The organism is Vibrio sp. R11-SG3-ISO9 (assembly GCF_059834255.1).
Genome location: NZ_JCBDGU010000045.1, coordinates 23,706 through 50,357, shown reverse-complemented (window position 1 = coordinate 50,357; position 26,652 = coordinate 23,706). Strand labels below are relative to the sequence as shown.

The 26,652-nt window shown below is 45.3% G+C and carries 22 protein-coding genes and 2 tRNA genes; 18 read left to right on the top strand and 6 right to left on the bottom strand.

Annotated elements, in window-relative coordinates; translation table 11 throughout:
• Positions 1-59 precede the first annotated feature (59 nt).
• Both dacB and AC6R05_RS16125 read right to left on the bottom strand, forming a co-directional pair.
• A complete protein-coding gene (gene dacB / locus AC6R05_RS16130; protein WP_500648002.1) occupies positions 60-1,466 on the bottom strand; it encodes a serine-type D-Ala-D-Ala carboxypeptidase in 1,407 nt (468 codons plus the stop codon).
• A gap of 111 nt (positions 1,467-1,577) precedes the next feature.
• Positions 1,578-2,609 carry a porin gene (locus AC6R05_RS16125; RefSeq protein WP_500648001.1) on the bottom strand — a complete coding sequence of 344 codons (1,032 nt, stop codon included), beginning with the start codon at positions 2,607-2,609 and terminating at the stop codon, positions 1,578-1,580.
• A 516-nt stretch (positions 2,610-3,125) separates the two neighbouring features.
• Here AC6R05_RS16125 and greA point away from each other — a divergent pair.
• Complete coding sequence (gene greA / locus AC6R05_RS16120; RefSeq protein ID WP_032551537.1) at positions 3,126-3,599, top strand: transcription elongation factor GreA; 474 nt, start codon at positions 3,126-3,128, stop codon at positions 3,597-3,599.
• Positions 3,600-3,714: 115 nt separating this feature from the next.
• Here greA and yhbY read toward each other — a convergent pair whose 3' ends face one another.
• Complete coding sequence (gene yhbY, locus AC6R05_RS16115) at positions 3,715-4,011, bottom strand: ribosome assembly RNA-binding protein YhbY (protein ID WP_032551538.1); 297 nt, start codon at positions 4,009-4,011, stop codon at positions 3,715-3,717.
• 114 nt (positions 4,012-4,125) lie between these two features.
• Between yhbY and rlmE the strand changes: the two genes are divergently transcribed.
• From rlmE to AC6R05_RS16030, 17 genes are all read left to right on the top strand, one after another.
• Positions 4,126-4,755 (top strand): 23S rRNA (uridine(2552)-2'-O)-methyltransferase RlmE, encoded by a 630-nt coding sequence (rlmE, locus tag AC6R05_RS16110; RefSeq protein WP_032551539.1) that lies wholly within the window; start codon positions 4,126-4,128, stop codon positions 4,753-4,755.
• A gap of 106 nt (positions 4,756-4,861) precedes the next feature.
• On the top strand, positions 4,862-6,811 hold the full coding sequence (gene ftsH / locus AC6R05_RS16105) for an ATP-dependent zinc metalloprotease FtsH (protein WP_500648000.1): 1,950 nt from the start codon (positions 4,862-4,864) through the stop codon (positions 6,809-6,811).
• Between the two features lie 87 nt (positions 6,812-6,898).
• Positions 6,899-7,729 carry a dihydropteroate synthase gene (gene folP / locus AC6R05_RS16100; RefSeq protein ID WP_500647999.1) on the top strand — a complete coding sequence of 277 codons (831 nt, stop codon included), beginning with the start codon at positions 6,899-6,901 and terminating at the stop codon, positions 7,727-7,729.
• A gap of 31 nt (positions 7,730-7,760) precedes the next feature.
• Positions 7,761-9,101, top strand: coding sequence for a phosphoglucosamine mutase (gene glmM / locus AC6R05_RS16095; RefSeq protein ID WP_408693592.1), 1,341 nt, complete (start codon positions 7,761-7,763; stop codon positions 9,099-9,101).
• A gap of 281 nt (positions 9,102-9,382) precedes the next feature.
• Positions 9,383-9,715, top strand: a complete 333-nt coding sequence (gene secG, locus AC6R05_RS16090) for a preprotein translocase subunit SecG (protein WP_032551755.1) — start codon at positions 9,383-9,385, stop codon at positions 9,713-9,715.
• Positions 9,716-9,730: 15 nt separating this feature from the next.
• Positions 9,731-9,814, top strand: a tRNA-Leu gene (locus AC6R05_RS16085).
• Positions 9,815-9,868: 54 nt separating this feature from the next.
• Positions 9,869-9,945, top strand: a tRNA-Met gene (locus AC6R05_RS16080).
• A gap of 237 nt (positions 9,946-10,182) precedes the next feature.
• Positions 10,183-10,638: a ribosome maturation factor RimP gene (rimP, locus tag AC6R05_RS16075; RefSeq protein ID WP_032551544.1), complete on the top strand. Its 456-nt coding sequence runs from the start codon at positions 10,183-10,185 to the stop codon at positions 10,636-10,638.
• A gap of 35 nt (positions 10,639-10,673) precedes the next feature.
• Complete coding sequence (nusA, locus tag AC6R05_RS16070; RefSeq protein WP_150869221.1) at positions 10,674-12,161, top strand: transcription termination factor NusA; 1,488 nt, start codon at positions 10,674-10,676, stop codon at positions 12,159-12,161.
• Between the two features lie 22 nt (positions 12,162-12,183).
• The gene (gene infB / locus AC6R05_RS16065; RefSeq protein ID WP_500647998.1) at positions 12,184-14,871 is read left to right on the top strand and encodes a translation initiation factor IF-2; all 2,688 of its coding nucleotides are present in this window, start codon (positions 12,184-12,186) and stop codon (positions 14,869-14,871) included.
• Positions 14,872-15,004: 133 nt separating this feature from the next.
• Entirely contained in the window at positions 15,005-15,415 is a 411-nt protein-coding gene (gene rbfA / locus AC6R05_RS16060; protein WP_032551547.1) for a 30S ribosome-binding factor RbfA, read from the top strand.
• Positions 15,415-16,368: a tRNA pseudouridine(55) synthase TruB gene (truB, locus tag AC6R05_RS16055; RefSeq protein WP_150869219.1), complete on the top strand. Its 954-nt coding sequence runs from the start codon at positions 15,415-15,417 to the stop codon at positions 16,366-16,368. Before rbfA ends, truB begins: the two co-directional genes overlap by 1 nt.
• A 207-nt stretch (positions 16,369-16,575) precedes the next feature.
• A complete protein-coding gene (rpsO, locus tag AC6R05_RS16050; protein WP_032551549.1) occupies positions 16,576-16,845 on the top strand; it encodes a 30S ribosomal protein S15 in 270 nt (89 codons plus the stop codon).
• A gap of 363 nt (positions 16,846-17,208) precedes the next feature.
• Entirely contained in the window at positions 17,209-19,329 is a 2,121-nt protein-coding gene (gene pnp, locus AC6R05_RS16045) for a polyribonucleotide nucleotidyltransferase (protein WP_500647997.1), read from the top strand.
• Between the two features lie 122 nt (positions 19,330-19,451).
• Positions 19,452-20,372 carry a lipoprotein NlpI gene (nlpI, locus tag AC6R05_RS16040; RefSeq protein WP_032551552.1) on the top strand — a complete coding sequence of 307 codons (921 nt, stop codon included), beginning with the start codon at positions 19,452-19,454 and terminating at the stop codon, positions 20,370-20,372.
• Between the two features lie 142 nt (positions 20,373-20,514).
• Complete coding sequence (locus AC6R05_RS16035; protein WP_032551756.1) at positions 20,515-20,922, top strand: MarR family winged helix-turn-helix transcriptional regulator; 408 nt, start codon at positions 20,515-20,517, stop codon at positions 20,920-20,922.
• Positions 20,923-21,048: 126 nt separating this feature from the next.
• Positions 21,049-22,386 (top strand): MATE family efflux transporter, encoded by a 1,338-nt coding sequence (locus AC6R05_RS16030; RefSeq protein WP_152469242.1) that lies wholly within the window; start codon positions 21,049-21,051, stop codon positions 22,384-22,386.
• 70 nt (positions 22,387-22,456) lie between these two features.
• On the opposite strand, the gene AC6R05_RS16025 is transcribed toward AC6R05_RS16030, so the two are convergent.
• The 3 genes from AC6R05_RS16025 to AC6R05_RS16015 all read right to left on the bottom strand — a co-directional run bounded on the left by AC6R05_RS16025 (position 22,457) and on the right by AC6R05_RS16015 (position 26,546).
• Complete coding sequence (locus AC6R05_RS16025) at positions 22,457-23,335, bottom strand: U32 family peptidase (protein WP_285466489.1); 879 nt, start codon at positions 23,333-23,335, stop codon at positions 22,457-22,459.
• A 17-nt stretch (positions 23,336-23,352) separates the two neighbouring features.
• Entirely contained in the window at positions 23,353-24,366 is a 1,014-nt protein-coding gene (gene ubiU / locus AC6R05_RS16020; RefSeq protein ID WP_152469240.1) for a ubiquinone anaerobic biosynthesis protein UbiU, read from the bottom strand.
• Between the two features lie 140 nt (positions 24,367-24,506).
• Complete coding sequence (locus tag AC6R05_RS16015) at positions 24,507-26,546, bottom strand: sensor domain-containing protein (RefSeq protein WP_032551557.1); 2,040 nt, start codon at positions 26,544-26,546, stop codon at positions 24,507-24,509.
• Between the last annotated feature and the right edge of the window lie 106 nt (positions 26,547-26,652).

Genomic DNA, 26,652 nt, shown 5'->3' with positions numbered 1-26,652 from the left:
TAATTAACTCTCAATAAAAAAGGCGCAGTAAGTGTTTACTTCCTGCGCCTTTCTTATGTTTATTTATTCTGACTAAATTCAATCACATCACGATAAAACGCCTTCTCGAAGGTCACTATAGGCGCTTCTACAGGCTTATCTTGGTCTTGCTTTTTCGGGAAGTAATCACGCACAAACTGAACAAACAGTGAGTTTGGTTTACCTGACTTATCAAGGCCATAGCCTGCCATGTTGTAGCTCCCATACACCGAACCACTCTTGGCTATGATGTTTTCTTTGATAGGTGCTTTGCGCATGCTCTGACGGTAACGCAGTGTGCCATCGACCCCTGAGGTTGGCATCGCCTTGATAAGCTGAAGATCAGTATCGTTCTGCCATATGTAACGCAATACCTCGGCCATACTTTTCGATGTCATTCGATTGTTACGAGAGAGCCCTGAGCCGTCTGCAAGGTGCGCTTGGGATAAGTCGATACCTGCTTTAGTGAGTAAAATCTGTTTTATCGCCTCAGTACCGTTATTAAAGCTGCCTGGCTGTACGTAAAACTTAGAACCAAGAGTCTTAGTCAGGTTATCAGCAATCAGGTTATCTGATTTCTTAAGCATGGTATCGAGCAGAACAGGTAGCTTCTGCGATTGATGGCTTGCGACCACTTTGATTTGCTTAGATGAAGGCTTAACTCCAACGATAATGTTACCTTTAACGGCTAGCCCTGATTCTTTGAGCAGTGATTGCGTTACTTCTCGTGTGTAAAGCTCCGGGTTTTGAATCGCAAACTTCAGTGGTAGTGGCTTCTTGCGTTCGACTAAGCACCCCGACAACTGGTAGTGATTGTCTGGTGTGGTCAGAAGCTCTAACTCACACTGTGTCGCTTTCTGGCCGGATTTGGTCACGGTATCAGCAATGGTTGAGACAACCACAGGGTAGTGAACTGGGATGTAAACTCGTGTTTTACCGTTGTCTTGAGTGTAGATGGACGCTTGCGCGCAATTGCTGTCAAGCGTGATAGCTGTTGATGGAGCACTGTAGCAGACCCCAAGAATGTCCCACGGCCAGCCGACGGCACGCTGATAACCAGTGAAAGCGGAGTTATCCAAATAGAGATTGCCCTGAATAGTATTGCTCTGCTTTTTAGCGTATTGATTTAACAGTTTTTTCAGGTCGTCACGTTGCAAGGTTGGGTCACCACTGAACTGGATGATGGTATCCTTCCCAGACTGAGCGATGCTGGTGGTGTAGTGAAAGTTGTCACTGAGTTCTAGCTTAGCTGCCAGTGCTGTTACTAGCTTGAGTGTGCTTGCTGGTGGATAGTAGCCTTGAGTATTGGTATTAAGCTGAACTTTATCTTCGCTTAAAGATTGCAAGATTAGGCTGCTAGAGCTGCCATGGGGGAGCTTTTCTAGTGGCGCATAAGCTGAAGCAGAGCAAGCGAAGCTGATAGCCAGCAAAGAAGAAAGTAGACGCATAAGAGTGCTGAGTCATGGGAGATATCTTCAGTATACAGATATAAAAAACGCCCGCTAGTCAGCGGGCGTATTGATTCGAAATTAACTAATTAATCAATTAGATAATCAGAATTAGAAGTCGTAACGTAGACCTAGAGCTAGCTCGTCCTCAGCATCTGCTGAAGTTGCGAAAGCTGATGCTGAAGTATCGTTAGAACCGATCTTGTCACCTTTGCTGATAAGGTTGAAGTTGTACGATACGTAGCCACGGAAGTTAGGCTTGAAGTAGTACGTTGCATCGATAGCGATGTTGTCTGCAGAAGTGTCACCGTTTGTTTCAGCGTTGTTGTACGTAGAAGTGAACACTGTTTGGCCCATAGTGTAAGCCGCTGCTAGTTCGTAGCCCGTGTAGTCAACAGCAGAGTTTAGGTCATTTGTACCATCGTTTTGCTGTTTTTCACCGTCAGTGAATACACCTGCGAAGTATAGGTCGCCCATAGTGTAAGAGCCAGAAAGCATGTATTCGTTGCTCTTATCTTGATCTGCGTAACCTGCACCTACTTTAATGCCAGTTTCGCCGATTGCGTAGATACCAGATAGAGAGTAGCCATCTTTACCGTTGTCAACGTATTCGCCGTTGTTGTTTTCTGAACGGTCAGCGAAACGGTAGCTTGCTTTTACATTTAGAGCTTGGAATTCGCCTTTGTAAGACAGCATGTTGTCAGAGCGGTCAGCAACAGCTAGTTTGTCTGCTGCAGAGTTACCGTGGTAAGCCATGATATCTGTGAAGTCTGTGATTACACCTAGTGCGCCGTCGTTTTTACCGTAAGTTACTTCACCAAATGTGCCGCCTAGACCAGCGTAAGTGTAACGGTTAGTGATGTTACCGTCGTTGTTATCTGTAGCGCCGCCGTTTTCGTCAGTTGTAAACTCACCTTCGTAGAAACCAACACCGTATAGGCCGTCTTGGATTTCAACTTTACCTAGGAAGTTAAGACGCACACGAGATTTGTCTTCAACTTTGCCATCTTTCATAGATAGACGAGCTTCAGCACGGCCGCCCATTTCTAGAGAAGTACCGTCTTGGTTGTATAGTTCAGAAGCGTTAGCACCAGTTGCAAGAGCTGCAGCCGATACAGCAAGCGCGATCATAGTCTTGTTCATGTTATTAATTCCTAATTACTGTCCATAAAGGTTGTTATCAAGGATTTGAATCCTTTTTTGTATTGCTCGTATTAACCAAGCTTCATAATCAGGCTTAGAACATAAGCTAGAAACTTGCCGGAGCAATCCGTGGGGTACTTTTTACCCTTAAAGTTCCGCCGCAAGTTAGTAAAATGATATCAATAAAAATAATGAACAGTGTTTTATTGTTGTCTTTGCGTTTTAAGTTTATGTTTTAATTTGGTTTTTATTTTTAATCGTAAACTTGGGCTTTTGCTTGTTTTTGTTTTTTTTAGGTTTTTATTTCGATACTTATTAATTGTGACGTTAATATTCATTTTTGTGATATGTGTAATTTAGACCTAGATAGCGGTTTTGTAATACAACGCTGAATAAAGGTGATTTAGCCACTAAGTTTGTTTACACTAAGCTAAATCGTTTTGTTCTAACTACCTAACCAACGAGGTTGGGTAGCTTTATTTTGGCTGAAGAAAACTTTCAGCATAGAGGTAGAAAATGGAAAAGGTTCCAATGACAGTACGTGGCGCACAGCAGCTACGTGAAGAACTAGAGCGCTTACTAAAACAGCGTCCAATCATTTCAGCAGCGATCGGTGAAGCTCGTGAACTGGGTGACTTAAAAGAGAACGCGGAATACCACGCTGCTCGTGAAGAGCAAGGTATCTGTGAAGCGCAGATTCGTGATATCGAATATAAGCTATCTGTAGCGCAAATCATCGATGTTACACAGATGGAAAACACAGGTAAGATCATCTTCGGTACGACTGTAACGTTGATCGACGTAGATACAGATGAAGAAGTTCGCTACCAAATCGTTTCTGAAGATGAAGCGGACATCAAAACTGGCCGTATCTCTGTGAAATCACCAATCGCTCGTGGTCTCATTGGTAAGATGGAAGGCGACGAAGTAATGATTTCAACGCCAGGTGGCGAGAAAGATTTTGAAATTGATAAAGTAGAATACATCTAATTTATCAGTCTCTAGATAGCAAAAAAGGTCGCAATTGCGACCTTTTTCTTTTCTCACGTAGTGATTAAACAACGAGATTATCTCTGATATTTGAGATTGTCCCTGATATTTAAGCTTACTTACGTGGAATCTCGATTTTACGCTCTTCAGACTGGCGGAACAGTACAAGTACTTTACCGATAGTTTGTACTTTTTCTGCTTTAGTCTCACGTACGATGGCATCGATAATCAGTTGTTTAGTCTCACGATCTTCTGATGCAACTTTAATCTTGATCAGTTCGTGATGGTCTAGAGCGATTTCGATTTCCGCTAGAACAGCTTCAGTAAGTCCATTTGCGCCCATTAGCACAACAGGTTTTAAACTGTGAGCTAGGCCCTTTAGATGCTGCTTTTGTTTGGTACTTAGGTTCATTACGCGGCCAATTTTCTTTACTATTAGGGTTGAAAAAACCTATTTTAACGCCATCTAAAGCTGAAGACTATAATTTATTCAGCAATTAGTACTTTCCTCCAATTTAGGTACCCAATGAGCAAACAGAAACATTCGGCCAGTTCAGGCCGTTGGTTGAAGGAACACTTCGACGACAAGTACGCGAATGAAGCCCGTAAGAAAGGCTACCGTTCACGTGCTTACTTCAAAATGGAAGAGATTCAAACTAAAGACAAATTGCTGTCTCCAGGCATGACAGTTGTCGATTTAGGGGCTGCGCCTGGCGGGTGGTCTCAATATGCTGCTAAGATTGTAGGTGACAGTGGTCAAATCATTGCATGTGACTTATTACCTATGGACCCAATCGCAGGTGTGAGCTTCTTGCAAGGGGACTTCAGAGAGGATGCGGTACTAGAAGCACTATTAGATAGGATCCAACCGGACATGGTGGACGTAGTAATGTCTGATATGGCTCCGAATATCGCAGGCAACAACTCTGTAGATCAACCAAGAGCTATGTATTTAGTTGAATTAGCATTGGATATGTGTCGACAAGTTCTAGCTACCAATGGTAGTTTTGTTGTTAAAGTATTCCAAGGCGAAGGGTTCGACCAATACGTTAAGGACGTTCGTGAGATGTTCAAAACGGTTAAAGTGAGAAAACCCGATTCTTCGCGAGCTCGTTCCCGTGAAGTGTTTATTGTAGCCACTGGTTACAAAGGTTAACGATTCTCTTAAATAGTGTGCGTTAACAATATAGCTACAGGTTACAAACTGTAGTACCCTACCTTTAATTACAATTAGTTATCGCGAGGCTGACACCTTGAGTGACATGGCAAAAAATTTAATTCTGTGGCTTGTTATTGCTGTAGTGTTGATGTCGGTATTCCAGAGCTTTGGCCCTGGTGAAAGTAACGGCAGAGCAGTAGATTACACCACGTTTGTACAGGAAGTTGGCCAAGGCCAGATTCAAGAGGCGCAGTTCAATAACAGCGAAATCACTTTCACACGTCGTGGCGGTGGTACTAAGTACGTTACGTACATGCCTGTTTATGACCAGAAGCTGCTTGATGACTTAATTAATCAAAATGTAAAAGTTCAAGGTACACCACCTGAAGAGCAGAGCTTACTTGGCACTATCTTCATCTCTTGGTTCCCAATGATCTTACTGATTGGTGTGTGGATTTTCTTCATGCGTCAAATGCAAGGCGGTGGCGGCGGTAAAGGCGCTATGTCTTTCGGTAAGAGCAAAGCTCGTATGATGAGCGAAGAGCAGATCAAAACGTTGTTTGCTGATGTTGCAGGTTGTGACGAAGCAAAAGAAGACGTGAAAGAGCTAGTTGATTACCTACGTGATCCAAGCCGATTCCAGAAGCTGGGTGGTAAGATCCCAACTGGTATCCTACTTGTTGGTCCTCCAGGTACAGGTAAAACGCTACTTGCAAAAGCGATTGCAGGTGAAGCGAAAGTACCATTCTTCACTATCTCTGGTTCTGACTTCGTAGAAATGTTTGTTGGTGTTGGTGCATCTCGTGTGCGTGACATGTTTGAACAAGCGAAGAAAGCGGCACCTTGTATCATCTTTATCGATGAGATCGATGCGGTAGGTCGTCAGCGTGGCGCAGGTGTTGGTGGTGGTCACGATGAACGTGAACAAACATTGAACCAAATGCTTGTAGAGATGGATGGCTTCGAAGGTAACGAAGGTATTATTGTTATCGCTGCGACTAACCGTCCGGATGTACTTGACCCAGCACTACTTCGTCCTGGTCGTTTCGACCGTCAAGTTGTGGTTGGTCTACCAGACGTACGTGGTCGTGAACAGATCCTTAAAGTTCACATGCGCAAAGTTCCTCTAGCAGGTGATGTAGAGCCGTCATTGATTGCTCGTGGTACTCCTGGTTTCTCTGGTGCTGACCTAGCTAACCTAGTTAACGAAGCGGCACTATTCGCTGCTCGCGGTAACAAACGCAACGTATCTATGGTTGAGTTTGAACTAGCAAAAGACAAAATCATGATGGGTGCAGAACGTCGCTCTATGGTTATGTCGGAAGAAACAAAAGAGTCAACGGCATACCACGAAGCGGGTCACGCGATTGTTGGCCGCCTAGTACCTGAACATGATCCAGTGTACAAAGTGTCTATCATTCCACGTGGTCGTGCACTTGGTGTAACGATGTACCTACCAGAGCAAGATCGTGTAAGTATGTCTCGTCAACACCTAGAGTCTATGATTTCTAGTCTGTACGGTGGTCGCCTTGCTGAAGAGCTTATCTACGGTAAAGACAAAGTATCGACTGGTGCTTCTAACGATATCGAACGTGCAACTGATATTGCGCGTAAGATGGTGACTCAGTGGGGCTTCTCTGAGAAGCTAGGTCCTCTTCTTTATGCTGAAGAAGAAGGCGAAGTATTCTTAGGTCGCAGTGTAAGTCAGACTAAACATGTTTCTGACGACACCACTAAGCTTATCGATGAAGAGATTCGTATTCTGATTGACCGTAACTACGCTCGTGCGCAGAAGATCCTTGAAGAGAACATGGATATCATGCACGCAATGAAAGATGCGCTTATGAAGTACGAAACGATCGATGCAGGTCAAATTGATGACCTAATGGACCGTAAAGATACAATTCGTGAGCCTGCTGGTTGGGGCGACCAAGTAAAAGCTGAGCCTGCAAAGGAAGAGCCAAAAGCGGAAGCAAAACCAGAAGCTAAAGAAGAAGTGAAAGCTGAAGAAGCGAAAACGGACTCTGAAGATAGCGCGAATAAAGATTCTTAATCTGGAAATCGTAAATAAAAACCCTGAGTACTCGCTCAGGGTTTTTCTGTTTTTAGGCTAATGACCGACGAACAAAGAATGGAATTCATGAACTTAACAGCAAACGACAAGACACTTACCCTCGACCGTCCACATGTGATGGGCATTTTAAATGTAACACCTGACTCTTTTTCGGATGGTGGTAAATACAACTCGCTTGATAACGCATTGGCTCAAGCCCAAAAGATGATAGATGCTGGTGTATCAATTATTGATATCGGTGGTGAGTCGACTCGTCCAGGAGCACCAGATGTAACGCTTGAAAAAGAACTTGAGCGAGTGATCCCGGCCATTAAAGCCATTCGCGCACGTCACGATGTTTGGATCTCTATTGATACGAGTAAAGCCGAGGTGATGCGACAAGCCGTCGCTGCAGGCGCAGACCTAATCAACGATGTTCGCGCGCTGCAAGAACCGGGTGCCCTTGAAGTTGCTGCCGAAACGGGTGTGCCGATCTGTTTAATGCATATGCAGGGGCAGCCACGCACCATGCAAAGCAATCCAACCTATGATGACTTACTGCAAGATGTTTCTGATTTTCTTCAAGAGCGTATCGCAGCGTGTGAAGCCGCGGGAATCTCAAAAGATAAGCTGATTCTGGACCCTGGTTTTGGTTTCGGTAAGACGCTTGAGCATAACTATCAGCTGCTGGCACATCTTGATAAGTTCCATACACTCGGTTTGCCGTTACTCGCAGGGATGTCTCGCAAGTCAATGATCTTTAAGTTGTTGGACAAGAAACCAGCCGATTGTATGGTTGGTAGCGTAACTTGTGCTACGATTGCCGCCATGAAAGGAGCTCAGATCATTCGAGTTCACGATGTAGAAGATACATTGGAAGCAATGCAAATTATTAAAATGATGAATAACAATCATTAAAAAAGATAGAAATATAATTAAGGAAAACAACATGTCTAATAAAAGACGTTACTTTGGTACAGATGGTGTACGCGGTAAGGTTGGTCAATACCCAATCACACCTGATTTTGTTCTAAAGCTTGGCTGGGCTGCGGGCCGTGTACTTGCAAAACAAGGCACAAAGAAAGTAATCATCGGTAAAGATACGCGTATCTCAGGTTACATGCTGGAATCAGCACTAGAAGCAGGCTTGGCTGCAGCGGGTCTGAAAGCGACGTTTACTGGTCCTATGCCAACCCCGGCAGTTGCATACTTAACGCAAACTTTCCGTGCTGAAGCAGGTATTGTTATCTCTGCTTCTCACAACCCTTACTATGACAACGGTATCAAGTTCTTCTCTTCTGAAGGTACAAAACTTCCTGACGATATTGAACTGGCGATTGAAGCTGAGTTGGACAAAGAAATCGAGTGTGTTGAATCAGCAGAGCTTGGTAAAGCAACTCGCCTGAATGATGCTGCGGGTCGTTACATTGAGTTTTGTAAGAGCACTTTCCCGTCAGAGCTGAGCCTTGCAGGTAAAAAAATCGTTGTCGATTGTGCACACGGTGCGACTTACCACATTGCTCCTGCAGTATTCAGCGAATTAGGTGCTGAAGTGATCGCTATGGGTGTGGAGCCAAACGGCACCAACATCAACCATGAAGTTGGCGCAACCGATGTACGCGCTCTGCAAGCTCGTGTTGTTGAAGAGAAAGCGGACCTTGGCCTAGCGTTTGATGGTGACGGGGACCGTATCATCATGGTTGATGAACTGGGTAATAAAGTTGATGGCGACCAAATCGCTTACATCATTGCTCGTGACGCATTGCGTCGTGGCGAGTTAAAAGGCGGTGTTGTTGGTACGCTAATGACAAACCTTGGCATGGAAAATGGCCTGAAACAGCTAGGTATTCCGTTTGTTCGTGCGGCTGTTGGTGACCGTTACGTAATGGAGCAGCTTCTTGCTAAAGGTTGGAAGATCGGTGCTGAAAACTCTGGTCACGTGATCCTGCTAGATAAAGTAACAACGGGTGATGCTATTGTTGCGGCATTGCAAGTACTGGCATCGGTTGTTGGTAGCGAAATGTCATTAAATGAGTTGTCTCAAGGTATGACGCTTTACCCGCAAGTACTTGAGAATGTGCGCTTTAGTGGTGATTCAAACCCACTAGAAGCAGATGCAGTAAAACAGTCTGTTGCTGAAGTAGAAGCTGAGCTTGGCGAGAAAGGTCGAGTATTACTACGTAAATCAGGTACTGAGCCTCTATTACGTGTAATGGTGGAAGGCGAAGACGCTGAACTAGTACAAAACTCAGCACTTAAAATTGCCGAAGCAGTGAAAGCAAGCTGCTAAGTTACCTTTATCTAATTAACGAAAGTAGCTAAATAACGAAAACTGTAAAAAGGGCGACGCTTTACCTCTCTTTAGAGAAGGTTTTATTGCGTTTTGCCCTTTTTTTGAGCGTTCGTTAGTCAAAGGCTTATTTTTTGGTAAATTCCGCTTGTCAGCGTACGTCGCATTCGCTAGTATTGCTCGGCCTTCAGTAAGGAGGTCGCTAGCCTTGTTCTGTATAACATGAATTTATGTCAATACTTAACGGCGCTGGCTCAACAATTTGGAACATAGGTGGAAAAATGTTTACAGTTCTACTTGTGATTTACCTGTTGGCAGCGCTTGGTGTAATTGGCCTAGTGTTAATTCAACAAGGTAAAGGCGCAGATATGGGAGCCTCTTTCGGTGCTGGCGCTTCAAACACTGTGTTTGGTGCTAGTGGCTCAGGAAATTTCCTAACCCGAATGACTGCAATTTTTGCAACTACATTTTTTATCCTTAGCTTAGTGCTTGGTAATATGTCTACACATAAAACTGAGTCACAATGGGTAGACCCTACACAAGGTCAAGTTATCCAACAAGCTGAAGATGCAGTGAGTGAAGTTCCGGCGCAAGGCGACGAAATTCCACAATAATCTGAAAGATTTGATGCCGAGATGGTGAAATTGGTAGACACGCCAGCATGAGGTGCTGGTGCCTTTGGTGTGAGGGTTCGAGTCCCTCTCTCGGCACCATTGTTTACAAACTTGTAAAACATCTTGTTGGGCGTATAATGCTCGCAAGTCGGACGCGGGATGGAGCAGCTTGGTAGCTCGTCGGGCTCATAACCCGAAGGTCGTCGGTTCAAATCCGGCTCCCGCAACCAATTTTAAGTGCTATATTTAGTCTTGATTGGTAGCAAGTTTGCACAGTGTGAACCTCACTGTGAACTAAGTGCAGTAACTCATTTTATGAAGGCGCTTAGTATATAAGGGTCCAGCAACAAAAACCCCGGCTTATACGGGGTTTTTTGTTATCTAAGCATTTGTAAATGCTGATAGATAATGTTTGCTTGGAATTTAAATTGGGCTTTGAGCCCTTTTTTTGTTTCTGGAGTGGTTAAATGACTGGTTTAGAAAGACAACTTACTGAAATGCTTGAAGCTCCAGTAGCAGCATCAGGTTATGAGTTAGTTGGATTAGAATTTATTCGTGCGGGTGAGCACTCAACGCTACGTATTTACATCGATTCACCAAACGGTATCAATGTGGATGACTGTGCAGAAGTAAGTCACCAAGTAAGTGCCGTAATGGACGTTGAAGATCCAATTTCAGTGGCTTATAACCTTGAAGTGTCTTCACCAGGTTTAGAAAGACCACTGTTCAAAGCAGAGCATTACCAACAATTTATTGGTCACGAGGTAAGCATCGTTTTGAAAATGGCTGTCGGCAACCGTCGTAAATGGAAAGGTGATATCCAATCTATTGAAGGCGAAACCGTAACAGTATTAGTTGAAGGGCAACAAGAAGAATTCGCCCTCAGCAATATTTCAAAAGCGAACCTGATCCCTAAATTTTAGTTCTCCCTGAGAGAAGAGCTTAAGAGGCTAGATTAATGAACAAAGAAATTTTGGCGGTAGTAGAAGCTGTTTCTAACGAGAAAGCAGTTCCTCGTGAGCGTATTTTTGAAGCGCTTGAAATCGCGCTTGCTACAGCAACGAAAAAGAAAAGCGAATTCGAAATCGAAGTTCGCGTAGAGATCGACCGTAAGACTGGTGATTTCGAAACTTTCCGTCGTTGGGAAGCTGTAGAAGAAGTTGAGAATCCAACAAAAGAGATCTCTCTAGAAGCAGCACAGTTCGAAGACGAAACAATCGAACTTGGTGGTTTCATCGAAGACGAGATTGAGTCTGTAACATTTGACCGTATTACGACTCAAACTGCTAAGCAAGTTATCGTACAGAAAGTTCGTGAAGCTGAGCGTGCACAAATCGTTGAGCAGTTCATCGACAACGAAGGCGAGCTAGTAACAGGCGTAGTTAAGAAAGTTAACCGCGATACTATTATCCTAGACCTAGGTAACAACGCTGAAGCCGTTATCCTACGTGATGATCAACTTCCTCGTGAAAACTTCCGTCCAGGCGACCGTGTACGTGGTCTTCTTTACAAAGTTGCACCTGAAGCGCGTGGTTTCCAACTGTTCATCACTCGTTCTAAGCCAGAAATGCTTGCTGAGCTATTCCGCGTAGAAGTACCAGAGATCGGTGAAGAGCTGATTGAACTAAAAGGTGCTGCACGTGATGCAGGTTCTCGTGCTAAAATCGCTGTGAAAACAAACGACAAGCGCATTGACCCAGTAGGTGCGTGTGTTGGTATGCGTGGTGCACGTGTACAAGCGGTATCAAGCGAACTTGGCGGTGAGCGTATCGATATCGTGCTTTGGGACGATAACCCAGCACAATTTGTTATCAACGCAATGGCTCCAGCAGATGTTGCTTCTATCATCGTTGATGAAGATGCACACTCAATGGACATCGCTGTTGAAGCAGACAACCTAGCGCAAGCTATCGGCCGTAGCGGTCAAAACGTTCGTCTTGCATCTCAACTGACTGGTTGGGAACTGAACGTAATGACAGTTGAAGATCTTCAGAAGAAACACCAAGAAGAAGCGGTTGCTTCTATTGAAAACTTCATGAAGCACCTAGACATCGAAGAAGACTTCGCTCAAATGCTTGTTGAAGAAGGTTTCTCTACGCTAGAAGAAGTCGCTTACGTACCAGTAAACGAGCTTCTAGAAATTGATGGTCTAGACGAAGACATCGTAGAAGAGCTACGTAGCCGTGCTAAAGATGCTCTAACAACGCTAGCACTAGCGAAAGAAGAGACATTTGACGGTGTTGAGCCAGCAGAAGACCTTCTAGCACTTGAAGGCCTAGAGCGCGAAATGGCGTACAAACTGGCAGCGAAAGGTGTAGCAACACTAGAAGACCTAGCTGACCAAGGCGTTGATGAACTAGAAGGCATTGAAGACCTAACTGCAGAGCGTGCGGGCGAGCTAATCATGGCTGCACGTAACATCTGTTGGTTCGGCGACGAAGAATAATTCAGCAAGGAGAGAAAGCGGTATGACACAATTAACAGTTAAAGCACTGAGTGAAGAGATTGGTACGCCAGTTGACCGCTTAATTGAACAACTTGCTGATGCAGGCATGAAGAAAACAGGGTCGGATCAAGTTACTGATTCAGAGAAGCAAGCATTACTAACGCATCTTAAGAAAGAGCATGGTGATACATCTGGTGAAGCAGAACCGACTCGTTTAACTCTTCAACGCAAGACCCGCAGCACGCTAAGTGTTGCCGCTGGAGGCGGTAAGAGTAAGGATGTTCAAGTAGAAGTACGCAAGAAGCGTACTTACGTGAAGCGCAGCGCTATTGAAGATGAAGCGAAACGTGAAGCTGAGGAAGCAGCGAAGCGTGAAGCTGAAGAGAAAGCACGTCGTGAAGCTGAAGAGCAAGCGAAACGTGAAGCTGCAGAGAAAGCACAGCGCGAAGCTGAAGAGAAGGCAAAACGTGAAGCGGACGCAAAACGTGAAGCTGAAGAAAAAGCAAAACGCGCACAAGCTGATAAGGCTAAAAAAGACATGAATGCAAAAAATGCAGACGCTAACGCACAAGCGAAAAAAGAAGCGGATGAACTAAAAGCTCGTCAAGAGCAAGAAGCACAGCGTAAAGCTGAAGCTGAAGCTGCGAAGCTAGTTGAAGAAGCACGTAAACTAGCAGAAGAGAACGAAGCGCGCTGGTCTGAAGAAGAGCAGAAGAAGCAAGAGCAAGAGAAGTCTGCGGACTACCATGTGACAACTTCTACGTACGCTCGTGAAGCGGAAGATGCAGCTGACCAGAAAGAAGAGAAGGCGCCTCGTCGTCGCAAGAAGAAGCCAGCTGACAAGCAAACTGCTAACAACCGTGGTGGTCGTAACCAACGTGGTCGTGGCGGTAAAGGTAAACTGGCTAAACCAACTTCAATGCAACAGGGCTTCGATAAGACAGCATCTGTAGCTAAAGCTGACGTTGTTATCGGTGAAACTATCGTTGTTTCTGAACTAGCTAGCAAAATGGCTGTTAAAGCAACTGAAGTTATCAAAGTAATGATGAAGATGGGCGCTATGGCGACTATCAACCAAGTGATCGACCAAGAGACAGCACAACTTGTTGCTGAAGAGATGGGTCACAAGGTTATCCTTCGTAAAGAAAACGAGCTGGAAGAAGCGGTACTAAACGACCGTGACAACAACGCTGAAGCGGTTCCACGTGCTCCTGTTGTAACTATCATGGGCCACGTTGACCACGGTAAAACGTCTACACTTGACTACATCCGTAAAGCTCACGTTGCTTCAGGCGAAGCGGGCGGTATCACGCAGCACATCGGTGCATACCACGTTGAAACTGAAAACGGCATGATCACTTTCCTTGATACTCCTGGACACGCGGCATTTACAGCAATGCGTGCTCGTGGTGCTCAAGCGACAGATATCGTTGTTCTAGTAGTAGCAGCAGACGATGGCGTAATGCCACAAACGATCGAAGCGATCCAGCACGCGAAAGCAGCTGAAGTACCGCTAATCGTTGCTGTAAACAAGATCGATAAAGAAGACGCTAACCCAGACAACGTTAAGAACGAGCTGGCACAGTACGACGTTATCCCTGAAGAGTGGGGCGGTGAGAACATGTTCGTTCACATCTCTGCGAAACAAGGTACTAACATCGAAGGTCTTCTAGAGACTATCCTTCTACAATCTGAAGTTCTTGAGCTTACAGCAGTAGAAGAAGGCATGGCATCTGGTGTGGTTGTAGAATCTCGTCTAGATAAAGGCCGTGGTCCAGTTGCTACTGTACTTGTACAGTCTGGTACTCTAAACAAGGGCGACATCGTTCTTTGTGGTCAAGAGTACGGCCGTGTTCGTGCAATGCGCGATGAGAACGGTCAAGAAGTGACATCTGCAGGTCCATCTATCCCAGTAGAGATCCTAGGTCTTTCTGGTGTACCAGCATCTGGTGACGAAGCAACAGTTGTACGTGATGAGCGTAAAGCACGTGAAGTAGCGAACTACCGTCAAGGTAAATTCCGTGACGTGAAACTAGCACGTCAACAGAAAGCGAAACTTGAGAACATGTTCTCTAACATGGCTGCTGGTGAAGTTGCTGAGCTTAACGTTGTTCTTAAGGCGGACGTACAAGGTTCTGTAGAAGCTATCGCAGACTCTCTACTGAAACTGTCTACTGACGAAGTTAAAGTGAACATCGTAGGTTCTGGTGTTGGTGGTATTACAGAAACTGATGCAGTACTTGCAGCAGCATCTAACGCTATCATCCTAGGCTTCAACGTTCGTGCAGACGCGACAGCTCGTCGTACTGTTGAGAACGAAAACCTAGACCTACGTTACTACTCAATCATCTACCAACTGATCGACGAAGTGAAACAGGCGATGGGCGGTATGCTTGCTCCTGAGTTCAAACAAGAGATCATCGGTCTTGCTCAAGTTCGTGACGTGTTTAAGTCGCCTAAGCTTGGTGCAATCGCAGGTTGTATGGTTACTGAAGGTACGATCAAGCGTAACAACCCAATCCGCGTACTACGCGATAACGTTGTTATCTACGAAGGTGAACTAGAGTCACTACGTCGCTTTAAAGATGACGTACAAGAAGTTAAGAATGGCTACGAGTGTGGTATCGGCGTTAAGAACTACAATGATGTTCGCGTTGGTGACCAAATCGAAGTATTCGAAATCGTTGAAGTTAAGCGTACTCTAGACTAATCAGTCCGCTGACTCGACATATTGACTAAGGTTACTAACATTACTGGTATAGGTAAGTGGTAATCGGTTGTTGAATACACCATGGGGGGCTGGTTATTACCAAGCCCCCCATCTTTCTAAGTGAGAAAAGAAAATGTCAAAAGAATTTAGCCGCACGCAGCGCGTGTCTCAGCAACTACAAAAAGAGCTAGCAATCATGCTGCAACGTGAAGTTCGTGACTCACGTATCGGTATGGTAACTATCTCTGATGTAGAGGTTTCTCGTGACCTTGCTTACGCAAAAGTATTCGTTACTTTCCTATGTGTGGGCGAGCAAACACCAGAGTCGAGCCTAGCTGCACTGAAAGAGCACGAGCCTCAACTACGTATGATGCTAGGTAAGCGTATCCGCCTACGCCTAACACCAGAAATTCGTTTCACTTACGACAACACTTTGGTTGAAGGTATGCGTATGTCTAACCTAGTATCTGAAGTGGTAAGCGAAGACAAGCGTAAGCAGCAAGCTGCTGGCCGTGATGAGTCTACTTCGGAAGGTGAAGAGTAATGGCTCGCCGTCGTAAAGGTCGCCCGATTAACGGGGTTATTTTATTAGATAAGCCGACTGGCATCTCATCGAATGACGCACTGCAGAAAGTAAAACGTATTTACTTTGCAGAGAAAGCAGGGCACACCGGTGCTTTGGATCCTCTTGCGACAGGCATGCTGCCAATCTGTTTAGGTGAGGCAACCAAGTTTTCTCAGTTTCTATTAGATTCTGATAAGCGCTACGTTGTGATCGCTAAGCTAGGTGAGCGTACCAACACTTCCGACTCTGATGGTGAAGTTGTTGAAACTCGTGAAGTGAATGTCACTCGCGAACAGCTTGAGCGTTGCATTGAGAGCTTCAAGGGTGAAACTGACCAAGTACCATCCATGTTCTCTGCGTTAAAATACCAAGGTAAGCCTTTGTATGAATACGCGCGTGCAGGCATCGAAGTACCGCGTGAATCTCGTAAGATCACGGTTTACTCTATCGATCTACTTCGCTTTGAAGGTGATGAAGTGGAGATGGAAGTGCACTGTTCAAAAGGCACTTACATCCGTACCATCACTGACGATTTAGGCGAAATGCTAGGCTGTGGTGCGCACGTAACCATGTTACGTCGTACCGGTGTTGCAAAGTACCCATACGAGCGCATGGTTACGCTAGAGCAACTGAACGAGATCCTAGAGCAAGCTCAACAGCAAGACATTGCACCAAAAGAGCTGCTTGATCCACTGTTGATGCCAATGGACACCGCAGTAGAAGATCTACCAGAAGTGAACCTGAATGCGGAGCTGACTGATTTAGTTCAACACGGTATGCCTGTTCAAGTTGCCGGTGCGCCAGCAGAAGGCACAGTGCGTATGACAAGTGGTGAAGAGAAGCTGTTTGTTGGTGTAGCTCAGATCGATAATGATGGTCGCGTAGCACCAAAACGCTTGGTGGTTTTCCGTGAAGAAGAGCCGCAAGCGTAATCAAGATTAAACGCAATCTTTGCTTATAAGTCGTGAAAAGCAGAAGTCCAATTTAGGTCTTCTGCTTTTTTGTTTTTCGTTGAGTGAGATCGCGATAGATTGTTATTGCACCACTAGGCAAACTTCCCTATAATCCACGGCTCGCGTAGCGGCTGAATCAGAGATTGGCTGCTACAAATATCAAACTACTCTTATCAGGAGAGAATTATGTCTCTGAATGCAGAAACTAAAGCAGCAATCGTTGCAGAATACGCGCGCTCTGAAGGCGACACAGGTTCACCAGAAGTACAAGTAGCTCTACTTACTGCTTCTATCAACCACCTACAAGGTCACTTCAAAGCTCACAAAGGCGATCACCACAGCCGTCGTGGTCTTCTACGTATGGTTTCTAGCCGTCGTAAGCTTCTAGACTACCTAAAAGGTAAAGATCTTGGTCGTTACCAAGAGCTTATCAAGCGTCTAGGTCTACGTCGCTAATCAAATCTCGAATTTGATGAAAGAGCCTCAGCAATTGCTGAGGCTTTTTTTATGTCTGAAATATCGTCACAACTCAGAGAAAAGTACCCGTTATGTGTGCTGTAAACTCGTTTTTTGGCTCTGAAAATGTCTCTTGTCAGAAAAATAGTTTATACTCTTGCACGCCAGTAATTCTATGAAACTCTGGCACTTCACTTTACTCAACAATGACAGTCACAGATGTCGGCCAATAGGTCGCGACTATTAAAAACAGATGAGCGTAAAACGTCGTTCTTTTTCGTCTTTTTTTACTAGTCGCGATTAGTCATTGCGGAGTACCCATTCACTTATTCTAAAGAGCAATCTTTAGATGAAGGAAATACAATGTTTGAAAAACCAGTTGTAAAAACGTTTCAGTACGGTAACCACACCGTAACTCTAGAAACAGGTGTTATTGCACGTCAAGCTACTGCTGCAGTAATGGTAACAATGGACGATACGTCTGTATTCGTATCTGTTGTTGGTAAAAAAGAAGCGGTTGAAGGTCAAGACTTCTTCCCACTAACAGTTAACTACCAAGAGCGTACATACGCTGCAGGTAAGATCCCTGGTGGCTTCTTCAAGCGTGAAGGTCGTCCATCTGAAGGTGAAACGCTAACGGCTCGTCTGATCGACCGTCCAATCCGTCCACTTTTCCCAGATGCATTCAAAAACGAAGTACAAGTTATCGCAACGGTAGTATCTGTTAACCCAGATGTTCAGCCAGATATCGTAACTATGATCGGTACTTCTGCGGCGCTAGCTATCTCTGGTATTCCGTTCAACGGCCCAATCGGTGCAGCACGTGTTGGTCACATCGACGGTCAACTAGTACTAAACCCAAGCAACACTGAGCTAGAAACTTCTAAGCTAGACCTAGTAGTTGCGGGTACTGAAGGCGCTGTTCTTATGGTTGAGTCTGAAGCAGACAACCTAACAGAAGAAGAGATGCTATCTGCAGTTGTATTTGGTCACGATCAACAGCAAGTTGTTATTAACGCGATCAACGAGTTCGCAGCTGAAGTTGCTACTCCAGCATGGGACTGGGTTGCTCCAGAAGAGAACACTGCTCTAAACACTCGTATTGCTGAACTAGCAGAAGCTAAGCTAGTTGAAGCGTACCAAATCACAGAGAAAATGACTCGTTACGACCGCATCCACGAGATCGCAGCTGAAGTTAACGAAGTACTAGTATCTGAAAACGAAGAAGTGAACCTAAAAGAAGCTCACTCTATCTTCCACGATCTAGAGAAAACAGTTGTACGTCGCAGCATCATCGCTGGCAACCCACGTATCGATGGCCGTGAAAAAGACATGGTTCGTGCACTAGACGTTCGCACTGGTGTTCTTCCACGTACTCACGGTTCATCACTATTCACTCGTGGTGAAACTCAGGCGCTTGTAACTGCGACTCTAGGTACGCAACGCGATGCTCAAATCATCGACGAGCTAACTGGTGAGCGTAAAGATCACTTCCTACTACACTACAACTTCCCTCCATACTGTGTAGGTGAGACTGGTTTTGTAGGTTCTCCTAAGCGTCGTGAAATCGGCCACGGTAAACTAGCTAAGCGTGGTATTGCTGCAGTAATGCCATCTGTAGACGAATTCCCATACACAGTACGTGTAGTATCAGAAATCACAGAATCTAACGGTTCTTCTTCAATGGCTTCTGTATGTGGTACGTCGCTAGCTCTTATGGATGCTGGTGTTCCAATCAAGTCTTCTGTTGCGGGTATCGCAATGGGTCTTGTTAAAGAAGGCGACGATTTCGTTGTTCTTTCTGACATTCTTGGTGACGAAGACCACCTAGGTGATATGGACTTTAAAGTAGCAGGTACTAACACTGGTATCACTGCACTTCAAATGGATATCAAGATCGAAGGTATCACTAAAGAGATCATGCAAATTGCTCTTAACCAAGCGCAAGGTGCACGTAAGCACATCCTATCTGTAATGGATGAAGCTATCTCTGGTGCTCGTGAAGATATCTCTGAGTTCGCTCCGCGTATTCACACAATGAAGATCAGCGCTGAGAAGATCAAAGACGTTATCGGTAAAGGTGGTGCAGTTATCCGTGCTCTAACTGAAGAGACTGGTACAACTATCGAAATCGATGACGACGGTACAATCAAGATTGCTGCAACTGAAGGTACAGCTGCGAAAGAAGCAATTCGTCGTATCGAAGAGATCACAGCTGAAGTTGAAGTTGGCCGTATCTACCAAGGTAAGGTTGCGCGTCTTGCAGACTTCGGTGCATTCGTTACTATCCTTCCAGGTAAAGATGGTCTAGTACACATCTCTCAAATCGCTGACAAGCGCGTTGAGAAAGTGTCTGACTACCTAACTGAAGGTCAAGAAGTTCCTGTTAAGGTTCTTGAAATCGACCGTCAAGGCCGTGTACGTCTAAGCATGAAAGAAGCAGTTGAAACGCCAGCTGAAGGCGAAGCACCTGCTGCTGAGTAATTCTCAGTAAAATGATGGAACTATCGCTTTTTAGTGATTTCTAACCCATCATTAACAAAGCATGTTATAAAGGGAGCATATCGCTCCCTTTTTTATTGCGGTCATAACAGGAGTAAGTATTTGTGAAATGGTTTCAAACCGCGAGTCTGTCTCTGCTGCTTGTTTTAACAGGTTGTGCATCGACAATGGACAGCTCAGCTCAGCGTTGGGTCTATCCACCTATGGCTGTGCCACTGCAGCCGAGTGTGCAGCAAGAAGTTCAGATAGCCCGTTTATCTCAATTGTTACAAAGACCTGACCTTGGTGATGACGTTCGAGCTAAGATGCTATTTGAACGCGGCAACTATTACGACAGCGTCGGCTTGCGTGATCTCGCTCGACTCGATTTTAATCAGTCTTTATCTTTGAATCCGGCACAACCTGACATCTTTAATCTATTGGGTGTTTACTTTACCCAAGTGGGTGAGTTTGATGCTGCTTATGAATCTTTCGACTCGACATTAGAGCTTGACCCAAGCAACTCATACGCAGAACGTAACCGCGCTATTGCCCTTTACTATGGCGAGCGCTACGAACTGTCAAACGAAGAGATGCTTAAGCACTATAATGATGATCCAAGTGACCCATTCCGTGCTCTATGGCTTTACATCATTCAGAGCGAACTGACGCCAGAGCAAGCACTAAAAGATTTGCAGTCACGCTACCAAGATCGTGATGAGCAATGGGGCTGGGTACTGGTTGCGATTATGCTCGATGAAATTTCAGAAGAGCAGGCATTCAAAGCGATCTTGAGTGGTACTCGTGACAACACACTGTTGGCTCAGCGCTTAACCGAGACCTACTTCTACTTAGGTAAGCGTTATCATTTACGTGGTGACTACGCGAATGCGATCTCTCTTTACAAGCTCGCGGTGTCATTCAATGTTTATGAGTACGTAGAGCATCGTTACTCTTTCCTTGAGCTTGGTCGTATCTTTATGGATCTTAAGGAAGAGCGCCTTGCGCAGGCTAAGCTAGAACAAGCAAAAGCTGAAGAGAACTAAATTAGTCCTTTCAAAATAAATCTCAATAAAGCCGCTCTGATGAGCGGCTTTTTTATGTGGCACACTTTTTCTGATTGCAATTTAATCAACTTGGATTAAAATAGTTAGCATTGCTAATTAAATATGGGTTGTTCGAAGGACAGTGTTGAATGAGAACCTAGAAAAGATCGAGCGATTTGCGTCGAAAATATGGCGAACGCAATCGAAAGAGGATCCAATTGGTCAGCTTAGCTTTAATGAGTATGACTACCTCAAGGTCATTGAGGCGGCTAAAGAGCCCATTCGATTAACGGACCTTGCAGAAGAAATGCAAGTGACGAAACCCTCTGCGACTACTATGGTACAGCGCTTAGAGCGAAAAGGATTAGTAGAGCGACGCCCGAGCCCTGAAGATGCACGTTCGAAGCTTGTTGTACTCACAGCAAAAGCTGAAACGGGCTTAGAGGAAGAGAGTAAGATCTATCAGGTTATGGCAAACACATTAGAGAGCCAGTTAAGCGAGCAAGAAATAGAGCAGCTTAACTTATTGTTGAATAAGGCCTTAAAGTAAAAATTTGATTATTTAGTTAGTCTGGTTAACTAAGTGGTCGGCAAGATGAGTGCAGGTTTCAAGGACAACAGAAACGTCATCACTCACTGTTTATAGTGAGATAACAGTAGAAAGTAAGAGTAGAAGATGAGTCAGTCAATCAGTCGTCAATTTTGGCGCTATACAATCCCAACCGTGGCTGCAATGTTGGTCAATGGTTTATACCAAGTGGTTGATGGTATTTTCATTGGGCGTTTTGTCGGCGCCGATGGCCTTGCCGGTATCAACGTGGCTTGGCCAGTGATCGGTTCAATCCTCGGTCTAGGCATGCTTGTTGGTGTGGGTACGGGAGCTTTAGTATCGATTCGCCAAGGGGAAAAAGATACCCAAGGGGCTAAACAGATCCTCGCTACTGGTCTCACTCTATTATTGGCGTTGACGCCGTTAGTCGCTGGCGTTCTTTTCTTCTTTGCAGACGATTTTTTGCGTTGGCAGGGGGCGGAAGGGCGCGTATTTGATCTTGGCTTACAGTACCTACAGATTCTGATTGTGGGCAGTGTCTTTACCTTGGGTTCTATCGCGATGCCGTTCTTACTGCGCAATGACGACAGTCCAAATTTAGCCACTATTTTGATGGTGGTTGGCGCGGTGATTAACATTGTGCTCGACTATCTATTCATTGCATGGCTGAACTGGGAACTGACAGGTGCAGCTTTAGCAACGGCAATCGCACAGCTAGTGGTAACAGGTCTAGGTTTAGCTTATTTCTTCTCACGCAGAGCGAACTTGCGTCTGCGTTGGAGTGAGCTGAGACTTAAGCTTGATGTGATTCCACAGATCTTCGCTATCGGTACGTCGAGCTTCTTTATGTACGCTTATGGCTCGATGATGGTGGCGCTACATAACGCGTTGTTTGCACAATATGGTAACCAACTGATGATTGGTGCGTATGCGATTCTTGGCTACATTGTGACGGTTTACTACCTCACAGCAGAGGGAATCGCCAATGGCATGCAACCACTCGTGAGCTATAACCATGGTGCTAAGCGTCACGACAACATTCGTCAGCTGCTTAAGATTGCGATGGTGAGTTCAGTCTCTGTGGGTATGGTCTTTATTGTTCTGTTGAACATCTTCCCGAGAGAGTTTGTATCGGTGTTTAACTCAGAAGACCCGCAGCTAGTCGAGTACACGGTATTGGGGATTAGACTGCATATGTTCGCTCTTGCGCTTGATGGCTTCTTGGTCGTCGCTGGTGCTTACTATCAAGCAGTAAACAAAGGCAGCAAAGCGATGTTCGTAACGGTGGGCAATATGCTGATTCAACTGCCTTTCTTGTACATTATGCCGAAGCTATTCGGTGTGCCGGGGATCTGGATTGCTTACCCACTGTCGAACATTGCACTGAGTGTGGTGGTGATTCTGATGTTGGTAAAAGATGTAAAGAAGCTCAATGCACAGCCGCTGCAGACAGCAACAGCGTAATGAATTGAGAGTTAATTGATAAAGAAAAGGTCTAGCGATTGCTAGACCTTTTTCGTTTTGAAAACTGGGCTTAGATGTTTTTTACTTCTAAGCCAGCTAGCTGGTGCCAGTAACCGTTACATTGGCGGTCAGCAATCTGAATTGGGTTCTCACCCTTTTCATTAGCTCTAAAGTTATTGAGCTCAGAGAAGGTATCAATGCCCAATGGGCTTAAACGAACCACATCAACCAAGTCATGCATATTCGGCAAATCATTGATCAGGTTGTAGCAGTAACCTGACTGGGTTTGAATGCCGTTTAGGTTGAAGACTGATTGCCCTTCTTGGCTCTCTACTTGAAGACCGGTTGGGTACTTAATGCAGCAGGTCTCGCAATCGTCCTTCGCTTTGTTTTCTGCGCGAGCCGTAAAGCAACGTGCAGAGTAGGCCAAAGGCAGGTAGCCGTGGCTGAAGACTTCCACTTCAAACTTATTACGAATGTTGAGCTCTTCACACTGAGTCATCACGTTTGATAACCACTCACGAGACAACTCAACAGGCATACACCAACGAGTCATGCCCTGCTTAAGAAACAGGTTCAGCGTGTGCGCGTTGTAGGTGTTGACCGCTGGGCCAACTACGAATGGAACCTTACTTTCACTCGCAAGCTGAATGGCCGATACATCATTGGCTTCAATTGCAAAGTCGCCATTGTCGACGTACTTTTTCATGATGTTTACTTCGCTTGGTGCTTCCAAAAGCGCCATAGTCGATAGTACGACTTGCTTGCCTGAAGCTGAAAGTTCTTTGGCGATATCCAACCAGTGCTTTGCTTTCATCTCGCGGCGTTTTGAACAGACCGCTTCACCAAGGTAGATGATGTCAGCCGAGCTTGTCTTAGCTTGCTCGTAGAAGCTCTCTACGTCTTGTTTTGGCCAAAAATAGAGTAGTGGGCCTAATGCGTATTTCATTGTGTTCTCCATCAATCCTATTGCCATTTACGGTGGTAAGCACCAAGCGTGGTTTGTGTACCTTCAGATACGTTCGCTAGAGCAGCATTCCAAGCAGCTTCAACTTGGTAAGCCTCTGGGTTTGCTTGGTAACGATCAATGGCAGCGCGCCAAGTGCGAGTCACTTGTTCTACGTAAGCTGGGCTACGTTGACGGCCTTCGATTTTTACTGACGCTACGTTAGCTGCGAACAGCTCTGGCAGCATCGATAAGGTGTTTAGGCTGGTTGGTTCTTCTAGGGCGTGATAACGCTTACGTTCGCCTTCGATTTCAGCTTCGAAGCGGCCCTTACACAGGGTAGGGTAGCCAGCGTTTTCACCTTGTGCGTACTTGTCGATCAAGATTTCATTGAGGCGAGACTCAAGCCCGGTTTCGGTCTCTTGCCAGCGTACGTATTTCGCTGGAGAACAGGCGCCTACTGTATTTGGAGATTCACCCGTCATGTAAGATGAGAGGTAACAGCGACCCTCTGCCATGATGCACAGGCTACCGAAGGCAAATACCTCAAGGTCTACATCTGAAGAGATATTGCGAGACAGCTGTTTTACTTGGTGAATAGAGAGTACGCGTGGCAGTACCACACGCTTCACGTTGAAGTTTTTGTGGTAGAAATCAATGGCTGCAGCGTTGGTCGCTGAAGCTTGTACCGATAGGTGTAACTCCATATGCGGGTACTTATTCGCCGCGTACTCAAGAACAGCAATGTCCGCCACGATCAGCGCATCCACACCTAATGCAGCGGCTTGGTCAACAGCATTGGTCCAACGTTCAAAACCATTAGGGTGAGCGAATGTGTTGAGTGCGATATGAATTTTTTTCTTGCGGTCGTGGACGTATTCAACGGCACGATCTAGCTTCTTGCCAGAGAAGTTCAAGCCAGCAAAGTGGCGTGCATTAGTGTCGTCTTTGAATCCGATGTAGACAGCATCCGCACCACAGTCAATGGCTGTTTTCAAAGCAGGTAAGTTTCCTGCTGGGCATAAGAGTTCCATTTGCTCACTACCAGTAGATAAATTTGAAGCGAGCATTTTATGAAGAAATGTGAACGTCAGAATTGATGTAAGGCAGGTTTAGTCGGATAAATCCGCTTTTACTCCGTTTGTGGTAGAGCAAAACCATAAAAAATGGTGGGTTAGTTCTTATGGCGACGGTTCTGGGCAAAGAGCTCCTCAACTTCCTGTTTTGGTTGAGGTCGATAGAAATGGAAGCCCTGAATTGAGCTACAGTTGAGATTCGAGAGCAGTGTCGCTTGTTCGCTAGTTTCAACACCTTCAGCAACAACAGTCAGGTTGAGAGATTTACCGAGGTTGATGATGTTCTCAATTACCGTGACTTGCTTTGGCAGGGTATCAATGTCGGTGATGAAGGCGCGGTCTATCTTCAACTCGTCGATTGGGAAACGAGCCAAGTAAGAAAGCGATGAATAACCGGTACCGAAGTCATCGATCGAAAGGGCAAAGCCAAGTTTCTTGATGGCGTTAAGCATCTGAAGCGTGTGTTCGCTGTCACTCATCACCGCACTTTCGGTTAACTCGAAGGTGATAGCGCTTGGGTCTAGCTCTGTAGTTCGTAGCAGCTTTTCCATGTAGTCGATCAGTTTAGGGTTACCAAATTGCTCAGGGGAAAGGTTGATCGCTACGCGCCCAGGAAGGATTCCTTGAATCTTCCAACGTTTAACTGTTGCAAACACCTCACGCATCACCACTCGGCCTAGCTGTTCAATCAAACCCGCGCGTTCAGCAACTGGGATAAAGGCAGCAGGGCTAATGTAACCCTCGACTGGGTGTTTCCAGCGTACCAAGGCTTCAGCACCATTGATGGTGAAGTCACGGGCGTTGACCTTAGGTTGATACCAAACCTCTAAACCATTTTGCTGCAGTGCTTTCTGAAGTTCGATTTCAAGCCAAAGGCGCATACGAGCTTCTTTGTTCATCTGCTCATTGAACTTAATTAAGCGGTTACGGCCTCGGTCTTTGGCTTCATACATCGCAGTATCGGCATTTTGCAGCAAGATACGCGCATCGGTACCATCTTGAGGAAAGCTGACACTACCAATTGAACAAGCCAAGCGTTTGCTAAAATGGTGAAGATCGAACGGCTGATTGATCAGAGCAATGATCTTTTCAGCTAGAGCTTCAACGGTCTTTTTGTGTTCTGGCTCTGGCAAGATGATACCAAATTCATCGCCACCCAAATGACCTACTACCGCGCGTCTTGGTAATAGACGCTTAAGGCGAGATGCGACCTCTTTAATCACCTTATCACCGATGTGATGACCCAGTGAGTCATTGATATTTTTGAAGTTATCAATATCTAGGTACAACATCACCGCTGGCGTCTCATTATGAATAAACTGCTCTAAACGTTTGGTGAACCCAACACGGTTATACAGCTTAGTCAGGTCGTCAATGTAGGCATCTTCATTAACGTTGGTGGTGAGGGTTTTGGGTGCTTCTTGCGCGTCTTGAATCAGGACTAATTGGGTAGTGCTTCCCAACAGGGCAGTTGAATCAATATGCAATTGAACCTTACGCTCAAAACCGCAGCGCGCGCCAGTTAAGCAAACCAAACCAGACTCAGAAACAATAGAGCTGAGCTTATTGCTGAAGACTGTTTTGGTTTGCTCATCAATGAATAGGCGTCCTAGCTCTTCGCCAAGTAACTCAGATGGAGAGTTAAAGCCAAGCAAACGAGCTGCAGCTGGGTTAGAAGAGAGAATGAAATCATCTTCAACGAGAAGAAGTCCGTCCGGTAGTAAGTGAGTCAGCTTATGGAATTTGGCTTCAGACTCTTCGAGTGAGCGGACAAGAACTTGATTTTCAGAGGTGTCAAAGGCGTGAAAGACAATGTAGTCGGTGTCTTTTCCGTTAGACAGTGGCGCTAGGCTAAAATGAAGGCTGGTATCGAGGTCGGTTTCGTTGAGCGTAATTTCCGCCTCAATGGATTCACCCTTGAAGGCGCGCTCGTAGTATGGCTTCAGGTGTTGGTAGAACTGTTCACCAAGGGTTTGGCGGTCGTTCATTCCTGTTAACTCTGATTGGTTTAACCCCGCAATATCACAGTAGCGCTCATTAACCATAAAATAGTTATGCTGAGCATCAAGAACAGCAAAAAAGAAAGGACTATTTGCTGTGAGCTGTGAAAACCAATGTTGTAGTTGCTGGGGAGGCATCAAAGTACTACCAATTCTCCAAAAGCTTGAGTATTCATTATAGATGAATGTTTATTACTAAATGATGTAATTTTAGCTATTTACCTAGCATAGCAGCAATTCTGCG